22 protein-coding genes and 1 other RNA gene are annotated in these 21,153 nt (G+C 52.5%); 11 read left to right on the forward strand and 12 right to left on the reverse strand.

Going from position 1 to position 21,153, the window contains the following annotated elements; all coding sequences use genetic code 11:
- Positions 1 to 3 precede the first annotated feature (3 nt).
- Positions 4 to 678 carry a zinc metallopeptidase gene (locus GQY55_RS08630; protein WP_160040179.1) on the forward strand — a complete coding sequence of 225 codons (675 nt, stop codon included), beginning with the start codon at positions 4 to 6 and terminating at the stop codon, positions 676 to 678.
- A gap of 31 nt (positions 679 to 709) precedes the next feature.
- Here GQY55_RS08630 and GQY55_RS08635 read toward each other — a convergent pair whose 3' ends face one another.
- Together GQY55_RS08635 and GQY55_RS08640 are read right to left on the reverse strand one after the other, a co-directional pair.
- Entirely contained in the window at positions 710 to 1,669 is a 960-nt protein-coding gene (locus GQY55_RS08635; RefSeq protein ID WP_160040180.1) for a LysR family transcriptional regulator, read from the reverse strand.
- A 38-nt stretch (positions 1,670 to 1,707) separates the two neighbouring features.
- Entirely contained in the window at positions 1,708 to 2,343 is a 636-nt protein-coding gene (locus tag GQY55_RS08640; protein ID WP_160040181.1) for a rhomboid family intramembrane serine protease, read from the reverse strand.
- A gap of 179 nt (positions 2,344 to 2,522) precedes the next feature.
- Here GQY55_RS08640 and tpx point away from each other — a divergent pair, with 179 nt between their 5' ends.
- The gene (gene tpx / locus GQY55_RS08645; RefSeq protein ID WP_160040182.1) at positions 2,523 to 3,041 is read left to right on the forward strand and encodes a thiol peroxidase; all 519 of its coding nucleotides are present in this window, start codon (positions 2,523 to 2,525) and stop codon (positions 3,039 to 3,041) included.
- A 193-nt stretch (positions 3,042 to 3,234) separates the two neighbouring features.
- On the opposite strand, the gene GQY55_RS08650 is transcribed toward tpx, so the two are convergent.
- The 3 genes from GQY55_RS08650 to GQY55_RS08660 all read right to left on the reverse strand — a co-directional run bounded on the left by GQY55_RS08650 (position 3,235) and on the right by GQY55_RS08660 (position 4,953).
- A complete protein-coding gene (locus GQY55_RS08650; protein WP_160040183.1) occupies positions 3,235 to 3,624 on the reverse strand; it encodes a DUF1499 domain-containing protein in 390 nt (129 codons plus the stop codon).
- A 241-nt stretch (positions 3,625 to 3,865) separates the two neighbouring features.
- Positions 3,866 to 4,056: non-coding RNA, 6S RNA (gene ssrS, locus GQY55_RS08655), on the reverse strand.
- 72 nt (positions 4,057 to 4,128) lie between these two features.
- Positions 4,129 to 4,953 (reverse strand): YesL family protein, encoded by an 825-nt coding sequence (locus GQY55_RS08660; protein WP_160040184.1) that lies wholly within the window; start codon positions 4,951 to 4,953, stop codon positions 4,129 to 4,131.
- Positions 4,954 to 5,133: 180 nt separating this feature from the next.
- On the opposite strand from GQY55_RS08660, the gene GQY55_RS30985 reads away from it, so the two are divergent.
- On the forward strand, positions 5,134 to 5,253 hold the full coding sequence (locus tag GQY55_RS30985) for a sporulation protein YjcZ (protein WP_201452121.1): 120 nt from the start codon (positions 5,134 to 5,136) through the stop codon (positions 5,251 to 5,253).
- A gap of 98 nt (positions 5,254 to 5,351) precedes the next feature.
- Here the strand turns inward: GQY55_RS30985 and GQY55_RS08665 are convergent, their stop codons facing one another.
- Positions 5,352 to 6,917 (reverse strand): DEAD/DEAH box helicase, encoded by a 1,566-nt coding sequence (locus GQY55_RS08665; RefSeq protein WP_160040186.1) that lies wholly within the window; start codon positions 6,915 to 6,917, stop codon positions 5,352 to 5,354.
- Between the two features lie 431 nt (positions 6,918 to 7,348).
- On the opposite strand from GQY55_RS08665, the gene GQY55_RS08670 reads away from it, so the two are divergent.
- Positions 7,349 to 8,173 (forward strand): YitT family protein, encoded by an 825-nt coding sequence (locus GQY55_RS08670; protein ID WP_236575498.1) that lies wholly within the window; start codon positions 7,349 to 7,351, stop codon positions 8,171 to 8,173.
- 185 nt (positions 8,174 to 8,358) lie between these two features.
- On the forward strand, positions 8,359 to 8,547 hold the full coding sequence (locus tag GQY55_RS08675; RefSeq protein WP_201452123.1) for a hypothetical protein: 189 nt from the start codon (positions 8,359 to 8,361) through the stop codon (positions 8,545 to 8,547).
- 193 nt (positions 8,548 to 8,740) lie between these two features.
- Here GQY55_RS08675 and rhaA read toward each other — a convergent pair whose 3' ends face one another.
- Both rhaA and rhaB read right to left on the reverse strand, forming a co-directional pair.
- Entirely contained in the window at positions 8,741 to 10,021 is a 1,281-nt protein-coding gene (gene rhaA, locus GQY55_RS08680; protein ID WP_160040772.1) for an L-rhamnose isomerase, read from the reverse strand.
- A gap of 50 nt (positions 10,022 to 10,071) precedes the next feature.
- A complete protein-coding gene (rhaB, locus tag GQY55_RS08685) occupies positions 10,072 to 11,523 on the reverse strand; it encodes a rhamnulokinase (protein WP_160040192.1) in 1,452 nt (483 codons plus the stop codon).
- Between the two features lie 356 nt (positions 11,524 to 11,879).
- Here rhaB and GQY55_RS08690 point away from each other — a divergent pair, with 356 nt between their 5' ends.
- Positions 11,880 to 12,791 carry an SDR family oxidoreductase gene (locus GQY55_RS08690; protein WP_160040194.1) on the forward strand — a complete coding sequence of 304 codons (912 nt, stop codon included), beginning with the start codon at positions 11,880 to 11,882 and terminating at the stop codon, positions 12,789 to 12,791.
- Here GQY55_RS08690 and GQY55_RS08695 read toward each other — a convergent pair.
- Positions 12,782 to 13,891 (reverse strand): GntR family transcriptional regulator, encoded by a 1,110-nt coding sequence (locus GQY55_RS08695; RefSeq protein ID WP_160040774.1) that lies wholly within the window; start codon positions 13,889 to 13,891, stop codon positions 12,782 to 12,784. The two genes, GQY55_RS08690 and GQY55_RS08695, sit on opposite strands and share 10 nt — an antisense overlap.
- 335 nt (positions 13,892 to 14,226) lie before the next feature.
- Here GQY55_RS08695 and GQY55_RS08700 point away from each other — a divergent pair, with 335 nt between their 5' ends.
- A complete protein-coding gene (locus GQY55_RS08700) occupies positions 14,227 to 15,402 on the forward strand; it encodes a putative glycoside hydrolase (protein WP_160040196.1) in 1,176 nt (391 codons plus the stop codon).
- A 238-nt stretch (positions 15,403 to 15,640) separates the two neighbouring features.
- Positions 15,641 to 17,005, forward strand: coding sequence for an MATE family efflux transporter (locus GQY55_RS08705; RefSeq protein WP_160040198.1), 1,365 nt, complete (start codon positions 15,641 to 15,643; stop codon positions 17,003 to 17,005).
- Between the two features lie 122 nt (positions 17,006 to 17,127).
- Here GQY55_RS08705 and pfkA read toward each other — a convergent pair whose 3' ends face one another.
- Positions 17,128 to 18,096 carry a 6-phosphofructokinase gene (pfkA, locus tag GQY55_RS08710; RefSeq protein WP_160040200.1) on the reverse strand — a complete coding sequence of 323 codons (969 nt, stop codon included), beginning with the start codon at positions 18,094 to 18,096 and terminating at the stop codon, positions 17,128 to 17,130.
- A 19-nt stretch (positions 18,097 to 18,115) separates the two neighbouring features.
- Entirely contained in the window at positions 18,116 to 19,147 is a 1,032-nt protein-coding gene (locus tag GQY55_RS08715) for a tetraprenyl-beta-curcumene synthase family protein (RefSeq protein ID WP_373309169.1), read from the reverse strand.
- Between the two features lie 221 nt (positions 19,148 to 19,368).
- Here GQY55_RS08715 and GQY55_RS08720 point away from each other — a divergent pair, with 221 nt between their 5' ends.
- Entirely contained in the window at positions 19,369 to 20,034 is a 666-nt protein-coding gene (locus GQY55_RS08720) for a lysoplasmalogenase (protein ID WP_160040204.1), read from the forward strand.
- Between the two features lie 179 nt (positions 20,035 to 20,213).
- Here GQY55_RS08720 and GQY55_RS08725 read toward each other — a convergent pair whose 3' ends face one another.
- On the reverse strand, positions 20,214 to 20,411 hold the full coding sequence (locus tag GQY55_RS08725; RefSeq protein WP_127599896.1) for a cold shock domain-containing protein: 198 nt from the start codon (positions 20,409 to 20,411) through the stop codon (positions 20,214 to 20,216).
- Between the two features lie 163 nt (positions 20,412 to 20,574).
- On the opposite strand from GQY55_RS08725, the gene GQY55_RS08730 reads away from it, so the two are divergent.
- Both GQY55_RS08730 and GQY55_RS08735 read left to right on the forward strand, forming a co-directional pair.
- Positions 20,575 to 20,808 (forward strand): hypothetical protein, encoded by a 234-nt coding sequence (locus GQY55_RS08730; RefSeq protein ID WP_160040206.1) that lies wholly within the window; start codon positions 20,575 to 20,577, stop codon positions 20,806 to 20,808.
- 9 nt (positions 20,809 to 20,817) lie between these two features.
- Complete coding sequence (locus GQY55_RS08735) at positions 20,818 to 21,003, forward strand: hypothetical protein (protein WP_160040208.1); 186 nt, start codon at positions 20,818 to 20,820, stop codon at positions 21,001 to 21,003.
- The last annotated feature ends 150 nt before the right edge of the window (positions 21,004 to 21,153 follow it).

Here is a 21,153-nt window from a genome sequence, read left to right on the forward strand (position 1 = left end):
AAAATGGGAATGTATATCCTTATTATCATTGCTTTCGGATTTTCCCTATGGGCGCAGTTCAGAGTCCAGGGAACGTTCAGAAAATGGTCCGACGTACCGGCGTATAGCGGCATGACCGGCTATGATGCGGCCCGGCACATGCTCGACAGCAACGGGCTGCACGATATTCCGATCGAGCCGGTCCGAGGCGCTTTATCCGATCACTATGACCCGATTCATCGCGTTGTCCGCTTATCCGAACCGGTCTATTACGAGAATTCGATTTCGGCGATATCCGTCGCCTGCCACGAGGTCGGACACGCCATTCAGCACAAGCAGCATTACCCGATGCTGGTGCTTAGACACCGGATTTTCCCTATCGTCAATTTCGCTTCGGGGATCGCTCCGCTGCTCATTATCGCCGGCTTTTTGTTCCAGTGGATGGGACTGCTCGGGATCGGGATCATTTTCTTCTCCGTTGCCGTCGCCTTCCAGCTGATTACGCTGCCGGTCGAATTTAACGCAAGCAACCGCGCACGCGACATTATGGTAGCCGAAGGTTATATTACGAACGAGGAAGAAAGAGGCGTCGCCAAAGTGCTGAATGCCGCGGCCCTGACCTATGTGGCTGCCGCGCTGATTTCCGTGCTGGAGCTTCTCCGCTACATTTTGATTTTCGTTAATAACAACCGCGACTAACGCGAAACGCAAAAAAAAACACCCTGGTCGGTTACGAACCGACCGGGGTGTTTTTATTGTTGCCGTTATGATGTTTTCCGTTTTTTGAAGTCCCGGTTTGCTGCTGCAGTCCGAAGTAGCTGATCAGAAAGGAGCGGAAGGCCTGCGCCACCCGCGGCAGCTTGTCGTCCGAACGATGGATGAGCCCGATGGTGCGCGTCACCTTCGGCTCCGATATCCGTACCCGGGCGGGCTGCAGCGGATTGGTCTGGAAAAGCGCCATTTCCGGCAGGATGCTGACCCCCATGCCGGCGGCGACCAGTCCGCGAATCGTATCCGTTTCTTCGCCTTCAAACGCGATCTTTGGCGTAAATCCCGCTTCCAGGCAGGCATGCCATACGATCGGCCTCAGGGAATAACCTTTGCTGAACAGGACGAATTTATCGTCCTTGAGCTGGTTGAGCTTGATGTTTTCTTCCTTCGCAAGCGGATGGTTCGGAGGCAGAATCGCAAACAGCTCCTCCGTCAGCATGACTTCCCCTTCGACCTGTTCATGCTTTTCCGGAAAAGGCGAAATGAAGGCCAGATCCACCTCGGCCGAAATGACGTCGCGGATCAAGGACGGGAACATGCCCTGCTTGAATCTGAACTTCACATTCGGATACCGGCGCTTGAATTCGGCCACGACAGACGGAATAAGATGGATCCCCAGACTGTGCGGAAAACCGATCCGGATTTCGCCTTGCTCCGGGTCCAAAAATTCATGAACCTCGGCTACCGCTCTGTCGAGATCTTTGAGGATGCTGTCCACCCGTTTGCAAAACAGCTGGCCTACCGGCGTCAGCTGCAGGTTTCTTCCCTTTTGCATAAACAATTGAACGCCCAGCTCTTCCTCCAGCTGATGAATCTGACGGCTGACCGCAGACTGGGCCACGTGAAGCTCCTCCGAAGCCTGGGTGACATGCTCTTTCTGCGCTACCTTCAAAAAATACTGCAACTGTCTTAATTCCACCTGTTACTCGCTCCATTCTGCTTTTTACGCGGGTCCTCTTATGACCTTCTATACCGTTTCTTCAATATCCTTGCCATTAAGCCGTAAATGAAAAATCCGCCGACCACTCCGCCCAAATGCGCCATCCAATTGATTTTAATTTGATCCGTCCCCATTGCAAAGGAGAAAAAGATACCAATGAACAGCAGGGCGTAAATCGTTTTGCGCGAGGAATCGTCCATCAGGTTCCGCTGCAGCAGGGCGATGTAGAGATACGCCCCGTACACGCCGTACACTGCGCCTGAGGCGCCGAGTGTAATGAGGACATCGCCCAGGCGGTTATAATGCGCAACCGACAAAATATTGCCGATCACGCCGCTGAGCAGATATAGCAGCGCATACCGCCAAGCCCCGAGCAGCCGCTCAAGCGGCGGACAAAAGACGAGAATCGCAAAATCGTTGAACAACAGATGCGAAAAACCTCCATGCAGAAACAGGGACGTTAGGTATCTCCACCATTCGTTATATCCCTCCACATTGGTCAGGGCGCCGAATTTCAGGATCGTATTTTTGTCCGAGGCGCCTCCGTTAAACACGACGATCAAATACATAATGATATTCGCCACAAATAATATCGTCGTAATCGGATAATATTTTAAATAACTTTTCCAATTTTCATAACGAACAAATAACATGCCGCACATCCTTTGCTATAGCTGTACCGGGACAAGGCCGGACTCCGGGCAAGCACCCATTTTATCGACGGCAACTTTAAGCCGTATCCATCCATCCCATTGGACAATGCCTTTTTAAAAAGATTATAATGAAACTTGGCACGAATCACCAATTCCCATATCCGAAAGGAGAATGAACCATGGCACAAGAACGCACAGGTGCTGCAACTTTTAAAGGCAATCCGATTACGCTTATCGGTCCCGAACTGAAGGCGGGCGATCAGGCTCCGGATTTTACGGTCAGCAAAAATCTGCTTGAACAAGCTACCCTCAAAGATTTCGCAGGAAAAATCAAGTTGATCAGCGTGGTTCCTTCCCTCGATACCGGCGTATGCGACGCCCAGACCCGCCGCTTCAACGAAGAGGCATCCGCCCTTGGCGACAACGTGGTCGTCTTGACCATTAGCGCGGACCTTCCGTTCGCCCAAGAGCGCTGGTGCGGAGCAGCCGGCGTTGACCGCGTCGTGACGCTTTCCGATCACAAAGACATGTCCTTCGGCGAAGCCTACGGGGTTCATATCAAAGAATTCCGTCTGGACATGCGCTCCATTTTCGTCGTCGATCAAAACGACAAAATCACGTACGTGGAATACTTGAAGGAAATGGCCGAGCATCCGAATTACGAACAAGCGGTGGCCGCCGTAAAAGAGCTGCTGTAAAAAGCGCTACCTTAAGTATATGCTTATCAGGGCACAAGAAAAAGCCTATCGTCGTTCTTTCGATGAAGACAGACCGTTTTTTCATGTCCCATAATCCATCGAGCCGGTTTGCGCGTTTGTTTTCGCGTATGCCGACACCTGAAAAAAAGCGGGAGAAAGCTTGCGTCTTTCTCTCGCTTTTTCATGCCTATCGTTAGGAGACCTTATATTTGCTTAGTTTCTTGTCGAGTGCCGAAAACAAATTGAGAATAATGCGGTAGTTGGCCCCCAAATCCCCCAAGGACCCTCTGGAAGCGGAATACATGTCCACCGCGCTGCGTACCGGGCCTACCGAAAGCACCGATACCGTGATGTCCACCGTTCTTCCGAATGACGTCCTTTTTTCCAGCGTGATTTCTCCGACGGAAGGAACCTCATGCAAGACCTTATACCCCGGGATCTTCTTTAATGTCGAGGATATTTCCTCCCATGCCTTGTCTTTCGATAAATTGTAGTAGCGCGTCTTCATCTTCGGATCCTTCGCGCGGTCGCTCGTACCTTCCTGACTGCGAAAGACTCCCACTAGAACCCTTTTCAGCGACAAGACCTTTCCCCCTTTGTAGTAAGCATCATCAATACTTTACAGTGTACCATTGTTCAGGACAGAACAAAAGAGAAAGTAGGGTAAAAAATCGCCGAAAAGCCATTATGCATCAGGGCATGAAGCGTTTGCAGCCGATTTTGGCGCACCCTTACGAGACATGCAAAAGTTGTCCGAAAAAGCAAAAAGACACTCCGGCATGCGGAACGTTTCCGCAGCACGAAGTGTCTGCCATTTCTTCAAAGGAAAACCCGCCTATGCCGTCCGGTTAAATTGTCTTCTGAACCTGCTTTGGCAGGTGGGTGATCGCGGATGCGTTTTTGAAGTCCCCTTGTCGTATAGACAGGGCTTTTCAGCCGCACATCGTAAAAATCTCCCTAGACATCATCATTGGTTCAAAACAACGATTAACCGTGGCGAACATCGCAGGATGTACTTATATTATAGACCTTTATTATCAAAAAGTAAATGTTGCCGCCGAATATTACGGAAAGAAGCGGGTATTTGTCAGTCTTTTTTTGCCGGTTCCTTTTCGCGTGCATCCCCGTCGCCAGGTTCGAAATCCGCAGCGCCAGCAGATGCCTCTTCCCCGTTTTCGGATTCGGCCGCTTCTTGTTCCTCCAGTTCCTTTTGCTTAATCCGCTCGGCCTGTTCCTGCATTTTCGTGAACGTGGCATAAAAGTTGAAAAATGCCCAGTACGCGATCAAGCTTCCGCCGAAGAAGAAGATGAGTGCCGGATATTTGGAGCCAATGAACAGTACGACCGCGCTTCCGAGAACCGTCGCAATCACGCGGAACGGGCGGATAATCGTAATCAGCACCGCATTTTTCAAAATTTGCCGGATGCTCATATGGTAATGGACGATCATGGAAAAGAAATTGAACAAGGAAATGAAAAGTACGATCAGCAGGATCAGCATGACGATGCCGATGATCTGCATGTTTTTGAACTGCGTCATGTACACGGTGTAGTCCACCATCATGATGACAAGCAGCAAAACGTAAAAAATGCCCCCGATCATGCTTTGCTTGTAGTTTTCCTTGTACGATCTGAAAAACAAGCTGAATATTTTCACATCGGTGTCGCCCATGACCCATTTGCGCACGACCGCAAACAGCGCAGCCGTAGCCGGAAACAATGTAAACGGTGCCACAATACCCATGGCCCAGTTCATTTGAAGCGATTCGTTTGCGCCGGTCACCAGAAGCCTGGTCACCAGGAAAAAGAAAAACGGAGACGAACAGATCAGCCACAGGATGTTGCTGTATGCAAAGCGGGTGATCCATTCCGTAATTCGGTAAATACCGCCCATTGCGCCTTTAAATTCCAAGAAAAAGTCTCCTCCCCCACTATCTATGCTTGTACATACTCATATTTTACCGCATTTTGGCCCTACATTGCCAGAGCCTAATTTTTCGGGGAATGGGTCATGGTCTATACCTTGAGCCGTTAACCCACATAAGATACACAGTAACCCAAAGGAATCAAACTTTTAAGGAGGTAATTCTTCATGTCCCATGTAGCTGGATACGGTTATGGCCCTGGATTTGGTGGTTTGTGGGGTTCCACAGGTGCGATTCTTGTTCTCTTCATCCTGCTTGTTATCATCACTCGCGCATTCATTTATTAATTTGGGCGAACGATTTGCAAACAAAAAAAGAGACGAGGGGCAGCTGCTGCTCTTCGTCTCTTTGCGTTTGGAACCGGAGGACGTTAACGGTCCCCGGATTAGCTGTTGTAGGATTCGTCGCGTTTGGACGAGCGTCTGCCGTCGCTGCCGCTCGTGCGAGGCTTGCGGTCTCCGTCGCGATAGGAGTCGTTGCGTCCTCCGCTGCGGTTGTAGCCGCCGCGGTTGTCGCGGTCGCGGTTATATCCGCCTCTGCCTCCGTTGTTGCTGCGGAAGCCGCCGTAGTTGCCGGACGGTCTGCGTCCGTTGCGAAGATCCGGCTTGCCGCTGTTGTAACGGCGTTTCACGCGGATCGGCTCTTCCGGCGTAAGCTGGATATCGGAATCGCGTTTTTCGCCCGTCAGCATTTTCATTGCCGCGGACAAAAGCTGCACGGAATCGTACTGCTCAAGCAGCTGGATCGCCAAACCTTTGTATTCGTTCAGCTCGCCTTTATCGACCGTCTCCAGCAGGCGCTCCGCGATGATGCGCTGTTTGCCTTCGATCGCTTCGGCCAGCGTAGGCAGCGGCTTGCGGGCAATGCGGTGGCGCGTTACGCGTTCGATCAAGTGCAGGTGGTCGATTTCGCGAGGCGTTACGAAGGACCAGGCGGTGCCTTCTTTGCCCGCGCGGCCCGTACGGCCGATACGGTGAACGTAACTTTCCGGATCCTGCGGCAGGTCAAAGTTCACGACATGGGTTACGCCGGACACGTCAAGGCCGCGGGCCGCAACGTCCGTCGCCACGAGCACGTCGATGCTTCCGTCGCGGAACTTGCGCATAACGGTATCGCGCTGGTTCTGGGACAAGTCGCCATGAAGCCCGTCGGCGGAATATCCGCGTTTTTGCAATGCTTCCGAAAGCTCGTCGACGCGGCGCTTGGTGCGTCCGAACACGATGGCAAGCTCAGGGGATTCCATGTCGATCAAGCGGCAAAGCGCTTCGAATTTCTGACGTTCAGGAACTTCGATGTAAGCCTGGTCGATCAGCGGCGCGCTAACCTGTTTCGGAACGACCGATACATGTTCAGGGTCTTTCAAAAATTGCTGGGCAAGTCTTTGGATGTTCGGCGGCATTGTTGCGGAGAAAAGCATCGTTTGGCGATTTTCCGGAACCAGCTTCAGGATCGATTGGATGTCATCCATAAAGCCCATGTCCAGCATTTCGTCGGCTTCGTCCAAAATGACGGTTTCGACGTCGTCGAGACGAATCGTTTTACGGTTAATGTGGTCGAGCAAACGGCCTGGAGTACCGATAATGATTTGCGGTTTTTTCTTCAAGGCGCGGATTTGGCGTCCGATGTCTTGACCGCCGTAGATCGGCAGGGAGCCGATGCCTTTGAAACGGGTCAGTTTTCCGATTTCTTCCGCGACCTGGATCGCAAGCTCGCGGGTCGGAGTCATAACGAGAGCCACGATTTTGTCCGTGTCCTTGGAAATTTTGTTGATCAGCGGGATGCCGAATGCCGCGGTTTTACCCGTACCGGTCTGTGCCTGCCCGATCAAGTCGCGTCCTGTCATCGCGATCGGGATGGATTGTGCCTGAATAGGTGTCGCTTCCTCGAATCCAAGCTCAGTAATAGCGCGAAGAACTTTCGGTTCAAGGCCTAAATCTGCAAAATTTTTCAAAATATTCATACTCCTTCTATAAAGTGGACATTCCACAATCTTGTCTGTATTCTTAAGTAGCGGTAAACATATATAGGTTAGCCATTCCTACATCATTTTTTGCATGGCTTATATTCTCTATAGCGTTTATTCAGGGTAAAAACACCCCTAAAAGGCATTTGCGAAATTCATGCCGCTTCCGGCACAATATAGGGAACGGCACCTGCAGAGCCCCTCTTCTTTCGAACGTACGCCGTTCATCGCATAATCCCTTTTTATGAAAAACGGTAATTTTTCTCCTGAAACAATGTCAAAATAATACTATTGTACAAGCCTACTCAAGAATATCCAATCCATTATATCACAAACCAAATTGCAAACACCAGCGCCTTGAAACAATGACTGAAAATTTTTATGAAAATTTATGTACTTATGGAAACGGGGGTGAACCTGTGAAACTCAGCAATGTCTGGAAATACGTCGTCGTGATCATCGGCGCGGCGCTTATCGCTTGCGGATTCAACCTGTTTTTGGTCCCGCACAAGCTGCTCAGCGGCGGCGTATCGGGTCTATCGATGCTCGTCAATTATTTTACGCCGGTAAATCTCAGCGTTTTGTATTTCGTCTTTAACGTACCGATCCTCGTCGCGGGCTGGTTTCAGCTCGGGAAACGGTTCATCGTGCTCAGCATTTTGTCGGTCGTGGCCACGACGTTTTTCATCGCAGTAGTTCCGGTCAACCTGCTTGCGTCGGATACGCTGTTGGCGTCGGTGTTCGGAGGGGTTCTGGTCGGCGTAGGGACGGGCATATCTTTTCGGGCCGGCGGCTCCTCGGGCGGTTTTGACATTATCGGTTCCATCGTGACGCGTTACCGGGATTTCCCCGTGGGCAACGTGCTCGTCGCAATGAACGGCCTGGTCATTCTTGCCGCCGGATATTTTCAAAACGACTGGAACCTCGCCCTTGCCTCGATGATTTCGATCTTCGTGACCGGCAAAATGGTGGACTTCATCCATGTCAGCCATTTCAAAGTCACCGTTTATATCATCACCAACGAGACGGAAGCGCTGCTGCAGAAGCTGCTCGAACGTCCGCGCGGCGTGACCAAAATCAAAACCGAAGGGGCGTTTTCCCACGAGTCCAAAGATATGCTGATGACTGTAACGACCCGCTACGAGCTTCAAGAGCTGAAACGCATCATCAAGCAGACCGATCCGAAGGCCTTCGTCAATATCGTCGAGACCGTCGGAGTAATGGGTTCCTTCCGCAGAAGCTGAATTTGGCGGTCCTTGTGTAAAAAGGGTGCGATTTGTGGTATATTAATGGTGCGCGGTTCCTGCATGAGTTCCATGAGATTAGGTTTGACAAGGGTTTTCCAGGCACTTAAACGCTTTTCCGATTCCTTGGCTTTAAAGAATTAGGGCTGTAAAGAATCCGAGAGGAAAGGGTGATTTTTGTGGAAATGGAAACGGTGAAATTGTCCCAAATCGTCATGAAATGGTTCCCCGATATGATGCCGTTCTTGAAGCAAAATGAACTGAATTCGCTCATTGTGCTGCGGGACGGACTTGGAATCCTGGAACAGGAAGATGCAATGGAAATCATCCAGTACAGCATCTGTGAGCACCAAAGTTCTGCGCCTCTTCAATAATGAAGATGTGGAAATGTGTAGAAATATCCGTGCCGCCCGTGATCAGTCCCTGAACCATACTGGAAACAGGCGGCATTTTATTCCGATCATGATATAACGGCCCAAATGCCCGGTTTCTCGGGCGACGGCACCCCGAAACACGCAAAAACCGGAAGCTCATGGAACATCTGGGCTCCGGTTTTCTGCGTTTCAACTACACTACCGATCCTTCCCCTTGGGATCTTTTGCACAAAACCTCCCGTTCATGCCGTTTCACCTCGGCCAGCCATTCCTCCCTCACCGGCGTGCCCGCATTCCGGCAGTAGTAATCCCAGATCGCCCCGAACGGGTAAGATTTGAATTCCTCCACAAGCGCCAGTCTGGACGTATAATCCCCCTGCAGCTCGATTTCCTTCAGCCGGTCCACCGGCTCAAGCATCGCCCGCAGCAGAGCCTTCAGCGTGTTTCTTGTACCGATCACCCATGCGGCCACATGGTTGATGCTGCCGTCGAAGAAATCCAGGCCGATATGGGTTTTCTCCAGCAGCTTGCCGCGGACAAGCTCGCGGGCGATGTCGAGCAGCTCGTCGTCCATCGTGACCACGTGATCGCTGTCCCAGCGGACCGGACGGCTGACGTGAAGCAGAAGGCGTTCTCCGAACAGCAGCCAGGAGGACAGCTTATTCGAGATCGTTTCCGTCGGATGGAAGTGCCCCGAATCAAAGCAAACCGTTTTCCTGCGGCTGAGGGCGTAGCCCATATAAAATTCATGGGAGCCGACCACGTAGCTTTCGGAACCGATGCCAAACAGCTTGCTTTCCACAGCATCGATATTGAAGGCTTCGTCGATCGGATCGCTGAAAATTTCGTCCAGCGCTTCCATCAGCCGGACGCGCGGCGACAGGCGGTCGATCGGGGCGTCCTTGTACCCGTCCGGAATCCAAATGTTTGTGACGCAAGGCTGGCCCAGCTCCCGACCGAAATATTCGCCGATTTTGCGCGAGGCTTTGCAGTGATCGATCCAAAATTGCCGGACTTCTGCGTCGGGATGGCTGAGCGTAAAACCGTCGCTTGCTTTTTCATGCGAAAAGCAGGTCGGATTAAAATCCAAACCGTAACCCTTTTGTTTAGCCCATTTCACCCAATTTTCAAAATGCTTTGGCGCCAGTTCGTCCAGGTCGACCCGCTCGTCCGTATCCGCGTAAATGGCGTGCAGATTAACCTTATGGCGCCCCGGAATGAGTTCGAACGCTTTGTCGATATCGTCCCGAAGCTGTTCCGGCGTGCTCGCGCGCCCGGGATAACTGCCAGTGACGGCGATGCCGCCGCCCAGCTCCCGCCCTTTGTTCAGAAATCCCCTCACGTCGTCCCCCTGCCAGCAATGAAGCGAAATTTTGATGCGGGAAAGCTGTTCGAGGACATCGTCCACGTCGATGCCGTGCTTTTCGTACAATTTTTTGGCTTCGTTAAAGCTGTTTTGAATCGCAGCCTCCATCTGTTTCCCCTCCGGAATGTTCGTCATTGTGTTCGCACCTCATCTTCGGTTCAGCCAAGCGACCGATACCGGTCCCGAAGCTCCTTCAGCCGTGCAGGGTCTTCTGGACGCGGCTCGTACTTCCGGATTTCGAAAGAGTGACGGATCATTTCCCTCGCCTCCCCAAGATCCCGAATGGCCCCGTCCGCGATCATCTGCACGGCAAGGTTGCCGAGCACCGTGGCTTCGGTCGGTCCGGCATAAATCTCCATGCCAAGCAAGTCGGCGCCGAGTTGGCATAAAAATGCGTTGTTCGAGCCCCCGCCGACGATGTGAAGCTGCTTGAGCGGCTCTCCGGTCACATGCTCAAGCTCGCGGACATAAACGTCATAGGAAAGCGCCATGCTGTCAAAAATGCACCGGGCCAGTTCCCCGGGGGACGCCGGCACCGGCTGGCCGGACTGTCTGCAGAAGCTCCGGATCGCTTCCGTCATGTTCGGCGGGTTCATGAACCGGTCGTCGCTGCACGGAATAAGCGAGCGGAAAGGCTCGGCGGTAGCGGCCAGTTCAGCAAGCTCCGCAAACGAATAAGCGTTGCCAAGTTCTTTGCGGACCTGCTGGATCAGCCACATCCCCATCATATTTTTCAGGAAACGGTATGTGCCGAAGGCCCCCCATTCGTTCGTATAATTGTATTCCATCGCCAATCGGCTTGTCAGCGGCCGCTCCCGCTCCACTCCGATAAGCGACCAGGTGCCGCTGCTGAGATAACCCCATGACGTCCCCTGCGCCGGAACCCCAAGCACGGCCGAAGCCGTATCGTGGGTTGCCGCACAGATGACCTCACACCGGGGAAGGCCATGCGCCCGGACAAGCTCCTCCCGGATAAAACCCAGCCGCGCGCCAGGCCGGACAAGTTCGGGAAACCGGCTTCTTTGAAGCCCCAGCAGCGCGAGCAGCTCGGCATCGTAATCCTGCGTATGCAGGTTCAGCAGCTGCGTCGTCGAGGCATTGGTCGCTTCGCTTTTCAAAACCCCGCACAGCCGGAAGTGCAGGTAATCGGGAACAAGCAATATATGCTCCGCCGCTTTCAGTTCTTCCCGGTCGTGCACGTACAGCTGGTATAACGTGTTGAAGGATAACTGCTGAATACCCGTTTTCGCGTAGATTTCCTGAAAAGGAATATGCCGATGCAGAAGCTCCGGAGCGCCATTCGTCCGGGGGTCGCGGTACGCGTAAACTTCTCCGATCCGCTCCCCCTCCCGGTCCATCAGAACGTAATCCACCGCCCAGGTATCGATGCCGAGCGTGCAGGTTTCGATGCCGAGCGCTTTTGCCTTCCGCAGCCCCAGAAGGATCTGTTCAAACAAATACTCGATATCCCAGCAAAACTTCCCGTCTTTTTCATGAAATCCATTGCTGAACCGGTGGATTTCCCGCAAGCGGAGCGCTCCATCCCGGAGCGTCCCCCATACCACTCTTCCGCTGGAAGCGCCGATATCGACGGCCAAATAATTGTTCATACGCATGACTCCCGCAAAGGATTTTTTGCCAGACGGAACATCGATTGCCAAGCTCGTCGGCTGTCGTTAACGACCTGTTATATGCGGATTCCTCCCCCTGAAAATGCCAAGCCGTATGCTGAATATACCCGCCGACATATGTTTTGTATACTTTTTATGAATTAGTATATTGTATGAATCGCAGCGAATCAATCATTTTTTGGGTGATATTGAAAATACTAAACGGTAATAACCTTTTAATTCGTCAATGACGTATACTTTGCAGAAACAAAATCGTTTTATCTTATCTACGACATGTATTGTCATAATTAAACGTTATGATCGATTCGTAAAACATTTGAAAGAGGTGGATGGAATTGCATTCTTTAAAAGGAAAAGTGGCATTGGTCGCAGGCGCTACGCGTGGAGCGGGCAGAGGAATCGCCGTTGAACTGGGAGCGGCCGGAGCGACCGTTTATGTAACCGGGCGGACGACGCGAACGATGCCTTCCGAGTATCGTCGTCCCGAAACGATCGAAGAGACGGCGGAACTTGTTTCTTCTGCCGGAGGGAAAGGCATCCCCGTACAGGTTGACCATCTGGATCCGCTGCAGGTTCAAGCTTTGGTGGACCGCATTGAGAAGGAGCAAGGGCGGTTGGACATACTCGTCAATGACATTTGGGGAGGAGAAAACCTGATACAGTGGAACGTGCCCGTATGGGAGCATTCGCTGGAGGCGGGATTCCGCATGCTGAGGCTGGCGATCGATACCCATATCATAACAAACCATTTTGCGCTGCCGCTGCTGATCCGGACCGGGAATGGGCTGGTCGTGGAAATGACCGACGGCACGGCGGCGTATAACGACCGGAATTACAGGTTGTCGCTGTTTTACGATTTGGCGAAAAACTCCGTCATCCGGATGGCCAAATCGCTCGCCCACGAACTGCAGCCTCATCGATGCACAGCCGTTGCCGTAACGCCAGGCTGGATGCGCTCCGAAATCATGCTTGAACACTTCGGCGTCCGGGAAGAAAACTGGCGGGATGCGCTCGAAAAAGAGCCGCATTTCATCATTTCGGAGACGCCCCGGTTCGTCGGGCGCGCGGTTGCGGCACTTGCCGGGGATCCGGAGGTAGCCCGCTGGAACGGCTGCTCGGTATCAAGCGGCGAACTGGCTAAAGTATACCATTTATATGATCTGGACGGTTCGCAGCCGGACGCCTGGAGATATATCGAAGAGGTGCAGGATCAGGGCAAACCGGCCGATGCTACCGGCTACCGCTGAGCATCCGCATCCGTGGCGAGCGGCGCCGTCGAGTCCCGTACGATCACCGTCGGGACGATTTCCTCCCGGATTTGGCCGTTTTCTTCGTCCCTGAGCTCGAAGAGGAGGATTTCGGCGGCCCGTTCGCCTAACTTGCGCGTATTCTGATTAACGGTCGACAAAGCCGGATTTGCGAATGCGCTCATCGCCAAATCGTCATACCCCATCAAGCTGACATCCTCCGGGATCCGGATCCCCATTTCCCTGGCCGCGTTCATCGCCCCGATCGCCTTTAAGTCGCTCGAGGCAAAAACGGCGGTCGGGGGATGTTCCGTGGACATCAGCGACTTAAACCCCCGATAGCCCGTTTCCGCGAAATCTTCGCCCGGAAAAACGGTGATCCGCTCCTGGTTGAAAGGAATCTGGTGCTGGGACAAGGCGAGCCGGTAGCCTTGCAGGCGGAGGGAAAACTCCTGGTTTACGTCCACCATCGACTCCCCTGGCAAAATCAGTCCGATATCCCGGTGCCCCAAAGAGATCAAATGCTGCGTCGCCAAATACCCCCCCGTCAAATTGTCGACGATCACGTACGGAATGCCCAGATGGGGATAAAAAAAATGAACGGTCACCATCCGGCGTTTTTCCTCTTTCCACCCCGTCAAACGCTGAATGTCGAACACATGGTTGGTCGTAAGCAAAATGATGCCCGCATCCGGATCGTCCGGCAGCTTGTACTCCTCGTTTAATCCCCACAGAAAAAAACGAATGCCGTTTTCTTCGCAAACGTCGCGAATCCCCTGGAACATTTCCGTAAAAAACGGATGGTTGAACGCCGCGACCGCCTCGTTTTTATAGGCCAAATAAACGGTCCGCATCGGTTTCCGCTGCGGGGCGCCGGCTTCGTTCACGAAGCTGCCTTTTCCACGAATCCTGTAGACGTACCCTTCCTGCACCAGATCGGACAGCGCTCTCCGCGACGTAATCTCGCTGGTGTTGTATTGCCTGGCGAGTTCGATTTGCGTCGGAAGCGGATCATGCGCCTTGAACTCCCCGGCTTCGATCCGGCGTTTAATGTCCTTCATAATATATTGATACATCGGCATTTTATCCGATTTTTCCATGCCCGTCACTGTTATCACTCCCTACAAATTGAGTTAAGTATACTTTAGGGGTATTGATTTCGCAAGAAGATGTCGATTTATGCATGAATGCACGCCGCCCGGTTTCGTTTATTTCCATCATTGCTAAAATGCTGCCAATCCCCTGCTCCGTATGTATTTATGATGCCTGCAGGCAAAGCTACTCCATATACATGATTCGCCCTTGGACGAATTTGCTGCCGAAACCGCGAAACTTTCACCCCAAAATAATCGTCAAATTGTTACAAACCTGTTGTTTTTGAGCACAGCCGTTCTAATATAATCGTATTGTGAACGCGAACAAGGGAGAGAATATTATGAACATCATCTTGGCACTGCTGCTGTTTTTGGGCGGCAGCGCAGCTCATCATCCGCAAAACGGCAGCGATCAAGCCGCCAATTTTTTGAATTCCGCCATTCATTCGGCCATCGCCAACTCCCAGCACGAAGACGTCGCCGCGAGCGCGAACGGCCGAACCGCCAAAAGCGATCCCCAAACGGATGCTCCCAAAGTCAGAGGCGTCTATGTGACGGCCTACAGCGCCGGAGGCTCCCGGATGAGCCAGCTGCTCGATCTCGTGGATCAAACGGACCTGAACGCCATGGTGATCGACATTAAGGATGACGCCGGGTACATAACTTACAAGACGGACAACCCCGAACTGATCAAAAAGGGGAATCCCCAGCCGTTTATCCGCGACATCCATGGGTTGATGGACCGTCTGAAGCAGCATGATGTGTACCCGATCGCCCGCGTCGTAGTGTTCAAAGATACGGTTCTCGCCAAAAAACGTCCTGATCTTTCTTTTGTCAATCAAGATGGAACCGTATGGAAAAACGGCAAAGGCGACAGCTTTGTCAATCCGTTCAGCAAGGAAGTGTGGGATTACAACGTCGAAATCGCCAAAGAAGCGGCCAAGCTCGGATTTAAGGAAATCCAATTCGATTACGTCCGCTTTCCCGAGGGATTCGAAAAACGGGCCGATTCGCTGAAATACGTCAAAAACGGCAAAACCCGCGTCGAAACGGTCGCCGATTTCGTGCAGTATGCCCGCAAACAGCTGGCACCGATGGGCGTCCGCGTATCGGTCGACATTTTCGGTTATGCCGCATCCGTTCCTGCCGCCGAAGGCATCGGGCAGGACTTCAACAAAATTTCCGCGAACGTCGACGTGATCAGCCCGATGGTATATCCAAGCCATTACACCCAGGGCTGGTTCGGCGCCAAGGACCCGGATAAGGAGCCGTACCGCACGATCAAAGGTTCGATGACCGATACCTTCAAAAAACTCGCTCCGCTCGCAGACCAAAAGCCGATCGTTCGGCCATGGATACAGGATTTTACCGCCAGCTGGCTCGGCAGCGGACATTATATCAAATACGGCAAAACGCAGGTTGAAGAGCAAATTCGGGCATTGAAGGACATGCATATCGACGAATATTTGCTTTGGAATGCAACCAACCGCTACTCCCAAGGCGTGCAGTACAAATAAAACGCAACCTGCGGTTATATGATCCGTTGCCCGAACCCGGCCGCCATGGCCGGGTTCGGTGTTTCAAGGAACGGCATCGCAGATGATTGGCGAGCATGGGAAAGGCTGCTTCGTTACAGTCTTTTTCACCGGTTTCGACGTATTTTTGCCGGATTTTCCTGTTCAAAGGAAAGCGAATGCTTTAAAATGGATTTCTGTCGGTTAACATACGCGAATTTACTGTACTGTGAGGCTTAACATGAAAACAACGGTAACGATGAGCCAAAAGTTTAAACAATTTATAGTCATTCTGCTGCCGATTCTGGTAACGCAAATCGCCTTATCCGCCATTACGTTTTTTGATACGAACATGTCCGGCCACGCCGGTTCCACCGATTTGGCCGGCGTGGCCATCGGCTCGAGCCTGTGGGTGCCGCTGCAAACGGGCCTGAGCGGGATCCTCATGGGGATGACCCCGATCGTATCCCATCTCATCGGCGGAGGCCAGGCGAAAAAGGTCTCGTACCATGTGATGCAGGGATTATGGCTCGCCATTTTGCTCGCCGTCGCGGTTTTGGCCGTCGGAAGCATGCTGCTCCCGGTCATTTTGGACGGCATGAACCTTGAAAACGAAGTTCGCTCCGTCGCCTTCCGCTTCTTGAGTTTCCTGTCGATCGGCATCATTCCGATGTTCGGTTATACGGTGCTTCGCAGTTTCATCGATGCGCTGGGTCAGACGCGGATTTCGATGACGATTACGCTGATTTCCCTGCCGATCAACATTTTTCTGAATTACCTGCTCATTTTCGGCAACTGGGGGTTTCCGCGTCTTGGCGGCGCCGGAGCAGGCATCGCCTCCGCGATTACGTACTGGTGCGTTTTTGCGGTGGCCGTCCTGTTCGTCATCCGGCTGAAGCCTTTCGTTTCCTACGGCATGTTCCGCCAATTTCACGGCGTGTCTTTCCGCGTGTGGAAGGAGCTGTTGAAAATCGGGGTGCCGATCGGCTTTTCGATTTTTTTCGAAACCGCGGTATTTGCAGCCGTTACGCTGCTGATGAGCCGCTTTAACACCATCACGATTGCGGCGCATCAGGCCGCGATGAATTTCGCGACGACGTTATACATGATCCCGCTCAGCATCAGCATGGCGCTAACGATTCTTGTCGGCTTCGAGAAAGGAGCCGGACGATTGAAAGACGCAAGGCAGTACAGCATTCTCGGCATCGGCTCGGCGGTGGCCCTGTCGCTTGTGACGGCCGTCGTGCTGCTTGTCGCAGGCCAATACGTCGCCGGTTTGTATTCGGAGGAAAGCAAAGTCATCGCGTTGACGCAGCATTTTCTGATCTACGCGATTTTCTTCCAAATTTCCGATGCGATCGCGACGCCGGTGCAGGGCGCGCTGCGCGGTTACAAGGATGTGAACCCCGCCTTTATCATTACTTTTGTTTCGTATTGGGTGATCGGGCTCCCCGTCGGCTACCTGCTCGCTTCCTTCACGTCGCTTGGCGCTTTCGGCTTCTGGATCGGGCTTATAACGGGACTTGCCGTTGGCGCTACCCTGCTGCTGTGGCGTCTGGTGAAAGTACAGCGCGCCACCCGGAAGAGCGCGGCTATCGCCGCTTGACGGCGCGGACCGAAAGACGAGTTCGAGTCTGAAAAATTGAAATTTCCACGCAAAAAGGAGCCTCCCCGGGTCGATCGACCTGCCGGGGAGGCTCCTTTCGTTCGTCTGCCGAAATGCAATCGTTACTGCGAAAGACGGGAAGCCAGCTCGTACAACTCCATGTTGAATTCTTTTTTCGTGTTGACCACCTTGTCGATGTCAGTGAGAACAAGCTCGCCTTTGATAATGCCGCAGGCTTTGCCGGATTCGCCTTCGATCAGCTTGCGTACGGCAAAGTCGCCCAGGCGGCTGGCCAGGTTGCGGTCGGCCGGCGTAGGCGTGCCGCCGCGCTGGATATGGCCAAGGCATGTGACGCGAGGTTCGAGCGTAGGGCAGCGGTCGGTGAGCGCCTTCGCCACGTCTTCGCCGCTTCCGACCCCTTCCGCCACGATCACGATGCTGTGGCGTTTGCCGAGGGCAAAGCTTTGCTCCATCCGTGCAGAAATTTCGTCCATGTCATGCGGAACCTCCGGCACGAGAATCGTTTCGGCGCCGGAAGCAAGGCCCGCGTACAAGGCGATGTCCCCGCAATGTCTGCCCATAACCTCGACGATCGAGGAACGCTCATGGGAGGACATCGTGTCGCGAAGCTTGTTGACGGCGTCCACGACGATGCTTACCGCGGTGTCAAAGCCGATCGTAAAGTCCGTAAACGAAATGTCGTTATCGATCGTGCCTGGCAGGGCCATCGTTTTGATGCCCAGTTTGCTCAGCTTGTTGGCTCCGTGGTAAGAACCGTCCCCGCCGATAACGACAAGGCCGTCGATTCCCCGTTTTCTCAGGATGTCGGCACCCTTTTGCTGTCCTTCGGGCGTCATGAATTCCTTGCAGCGCGCAGATTGCAGGATGGTCCCGCCGCGGTGGATGATGTCCCCGACGCTGCGCAGATCCATCGAAAAAATGTCGTCGTTCAGCAATCCCTGATAACCGCGTTGAATGCCGTACACTTCAAGCCCGAAATAAAGTCCGCTGCGTACCACCGCGCGAACGGCCGCGTTCATCCCTTGGGAGTCCCCGCCACTGGTTAGAACTGCAATCTTTTTCACTGTCATGAAAAATTCCTCCTCGTAATCACTCATACAAATGTTTGCGGATCCAGCGGCTGTTGACAAAGAAGAAGAGCCTGGTCAGCGGGCTGCCTTTCATCAAGCGCTTGGACACGGAGCGAACATCCTGCTGCTCGCTGACTTTCGGATCGGACAAATAAATGGCCAGCAATCCCTCAATGATCATCCGGTGAAACGGCGGAACGGGAATGGATAATACATCCTTGCGGGCCGATCCGACAATCAGGGCGATCCGGTCCAGCATGATATCGGGAGAATCATAGTAATTGCAAAAGTTCAGATCCCCGCCAAGCCGATCCTCTTCCTGATCAATCAGGTAATCCAGCATAATGTGCAGACAGCAAACATGTGGAAAGTATGACGCATGAATGGAGGCCGCAGCCGCATCGCTCAAGTGCCGGTCACTCGCGGCAAGAAAAAGCATAAATACGCCCAGCGTTGAACCCGTAGCTGCGGCGAATTCGTTCCACTGCAGATGGGGGGTCCGTTCACGGTGAAGCTCCCACCATTCCAGCAAGGCCTGCTCCCTTAATTCGGGCTTGATATGCTTATAAACCTGCAGGTCGGTGTACAAGCCGGCTAAGTCCCGGATGTAAGGCATGGCAGACGCATAACCGGGAAGCTGGCGGATGCAAGCCTGGCAGGTCGTTACCAGGCTGCGCAGATAACCGCCGTCGTTTTGCTCCAGTCGCAGCGCGTAATAATTCACCGGCTCCGCCTCCGGATCGGTCGCGTCCAGCATGGACTGATGGAGCAGCCTGAAATCCTCCGGATCCATGGAGGTGCTGCGGTCGCATAAATTATCCAGATAATCGCTGATCGTCTGATAGGCGACGATAAGCTTCGTCAGGATCAGCCTGTCGGGCAGCGGAACCGCGGCATAAACGCCGCCTCCCTCGCAATGGAATTGCTTGGTCTCGATGCTGGCAAGCGCTTGTTTCCGAAGCTCCGGATCGGGAATTCGGTTCGCCAGGCTCCGCCATCCGTCCAGTTCCTTCCGCACTTCAGGCAGAACATGCTTATACACTCGTCCCATCAAGCTTATAGGGTTCCGGGGAACTTGATATTGACTTTGCCTTTGTTCATTCAAGACGGTGCCTCCACATTGTTGTCTACTTGTATCTATCCTAATGTTTCTTATTATAATATGGACCTTGGAATAGTACAAATAAACTAGATCACGTTCTTTGCGCTCATTACCTATGAAAACGCTTAAAAAGACGCTTATCGATCATTTCCATCAAGGAGGCCCAAAACATGGTAAAAAAGCTGCTGCCTTACCTCATCCTGACGATGGGGCTGCTCCACATTTTTTTGCTGCACCATTTACTGTTCAAGCTGATTCCTATGGCGCTGATCCTCGTTTACGCTTATCTTCAATGCTCTTCCGCCAACAAAAGGCACGCTTTTCTTACGCTCGCAGGACTCTTTTTCTGCATGCTGGGCGACGGCTTGCTCCGTTTTTTCGTCGTCGGATTGTCGGCTTTTCTCATCGGCCACCTGTTCTACTTGTCCGCTTTTTTGATGCGGTGGAGATTTTCGCCCCTTCGGCTTTGCGCGGCGCTCCCCCTTGCCGGCTTCGCCGCATTTATGGGCTGGAAGCTGCATGGCGGTTTGACCGCCGGAGGACATGATAACCTGATCGTTCCGGTATTTTTATACGTGGCCGTCATTACGCTGATGGGGTTCTTCGCCGTCATGACGGGAAACTGGCGATGCGCCGCAGGGGCGCTGCTGTTTATCGCGAGCGACTCCATCCTCTCCTGGAACATGTTTGTTTCGGACATCGCGTATTCCGGCGTTCTGGTGATGGGAACGTATTACACCGCGCAATTTTTGATCGCCGGCAGCATACGGCACAGACTCCGGGCATCGGGCGGCATACAGAACGGCAGCGATGCTCCGGTTCGATTTCTTACCTGACGCAACCAAAAAAAGCACAGCTCCCTTTTCAGGGAACTGTGCTTTATAGGCTTTTTTTTAACCAAAGCTATAAGAAAACGTCTGTCGACGCTACTTCCGAAGTTTTCCGCTCAATTATAAACTTGTCGGCAATGCCGGAAATTCATAATCTTCAGAAATCCATAAAACGGAGTTGATTCTTATAATTTAGTTACGTTTGCAGCTTGAGGGCCACGGTTGCCTTCAGTAATTTCGAATTCAACTTCTTGACCTTCGTCCAAAGTTTTGAAGCCATCGCCTTGAATTGCGGAGAAATGCACGAATACGTCTTCGCCGCCTTCAACTTGGATAAAGCCATAGCCTTTTTCTGCGTTAAACCATTTAACTGTACCTTTCAAATGAACAACCTCCTAAAAATACCGCCATATGTGGCGAATAAGTACATTATACTTCATGCATCTTGACAATGCAATCGATCTTTTGCGAATTTGAACTTTTTCATTTGCTTTTGGAGCTTCCTCTAAGGTATCATTTTACCAAAAGACCAAACGGAGAATGCATATGATCAAAAAACATGAAATATACAAAAAAGACAAATGGAACATGATGACCGTCGAAGTGCAGGGCCGTTACATCATTCTTCGGGAGATCTCCGATCAATGGGGCGAGGAAACCCACACCTTCATGAGCCGCCCGGCTCTCATGCAGTGGGCCGAAGCCCGTTTTCCCAAAGAGGAATACGAAGACAATATGGAAGAATGGCGTTCGATCATGGCCGCCTTCAAAGGAGTCTAGCCCTACGAAATGGAGTATAACAGCACCCTTATCTTCATCATTTCCGCTTTCTGCCTCGGGGCCGTGCTGATCATGATGAAAAACTCGGTCCCGCAGAAGCTGAAACGGGGTCTGGCGGGCACGGCGGCCGTCATGATCCTCATTGCCTTTATACTTATTGTATACAGTCTGTTCACCATGGGTTCCAGCCCTTGAAGGAAAGTTTCATATTATTGAGGGGAAAGGTTCATACTAAGGGGTATATTTCCTAGACAAGGAGGCTCCCTGCTTGTGAACTTCAGCAAGACGATCAGGATCGCCGTGCTGCTTGCGGTTGCCGCGGGCGCAGTTCCCCTTTTTCCTCCT

The sequence above is a fragment of the Paenibacillus sp. USDA918EY genome (assembly GCF_009870825.1).
Classification (GTDB): Bacteria; Bacillota; Bacilli; order Paenibacillales; family Paenibacillaceae; genus Paenibacillus_AQ; species Paenibacillus_AQ albilobatus.

Coding starts and splice junctions, on each gene's coding strand:
- GQY55_RS08640 (WP_160040181.1), bottom strand. CDS start 2,343: ATGTTATTTGTTCGTTATGAAAATTGGAAAAGTTATTTAAAATATTAT.
- GQY55_RS08630 (WP_160040179.1), top strand. CDS start 4: ATGGGAATGTATATCCTTATTATCATTGCTTTCGGATTTTCCCTATGG.
- GQY55_RS08700 (WP_160040196.1), top strand. CDS start 14,227: ATGAACATCATCTTGGCACTGCTGCTGTTTTTGGGCGGCAGCGCAGCT.
- pfkA (WP_160040200.1), bottom strand. CDS start 18,096: ATGACAGTGAAAAAGATTGCAGTTCTAACCAGTGGCGGGGACTCCCAA.
- GQY55_RS08705 (WP_160040198.1), top strand. CDS start 15,641: ATGAAAACAACGGTAACGATGAGCCAAAAGTTTAAACAATTTATAGTC.
- GQY55_RS08675 (WP_201452123.1), top strand. CDS start 8,359: ATGGAAACGGTGAAATTGTCCCAAATCGTCATGAAATGGTTCCCCGAT.
- GQY55_RS08730 (WP_160040206.1), top strand. CDS start 20,575: ATGATCAAAAAACATGAAATATACAAAAAAGACAAATGGAACATGATG.
- rhaB (WP_160040192.1), bottom strand. CDS start 11,523: ATGAACAATTATTTGGCCGTCGATATCGGCGCTTCCAGCGGAAGAGTG.
- tpx (WP_160040182.1), top strand. CDS start 2,523: ATGGCACAAGAACGCACAGGTGCTGCAACTTTTAAAGGCAATCCGATT.
- GQY55_RS08720 (WP_160040204.1), top strand. CDS start 19,369: ATGGTAAAAAAGCTGCTGCCTTACCTCATCCTGACGATGGGGCTGCTC.
- rhaA (WP_160040772.1), bottom strand. CDS start 10,021: ATGGAGGCTGCGATTCAAAACAGCTTTAACGAAGCCAAAAAATTGTAC.
- GQY55_RS08735 (WP_160040208.1), top strand. CDS start 20,818: ATGGAGTATAACAGCACCCTTATCTTCATCATTTCCGCTTTCTGCCTC.
- GQY55_RS08695 (WP_160040774.1), bottom strand. CDS start 13,891: ATGGAAAAATCGGATAAAATGCCGATGTATCAATATATTATGAAGGAC.
- GQY55_RS30985 (WP_201452121.1), top strand. CDS start 5,134: ATGTCCCATGTAGCTGGATACGGTTATGGCCCTGGATTTGGTGGTTTG.
- GQY55_RS08715 (WP_373309169.1), bottom strand. CDS start 19,147: ATGGGACGAGTGTATAAGCATGTTCTGCCTGAAGTGCGGAAGGAACTG.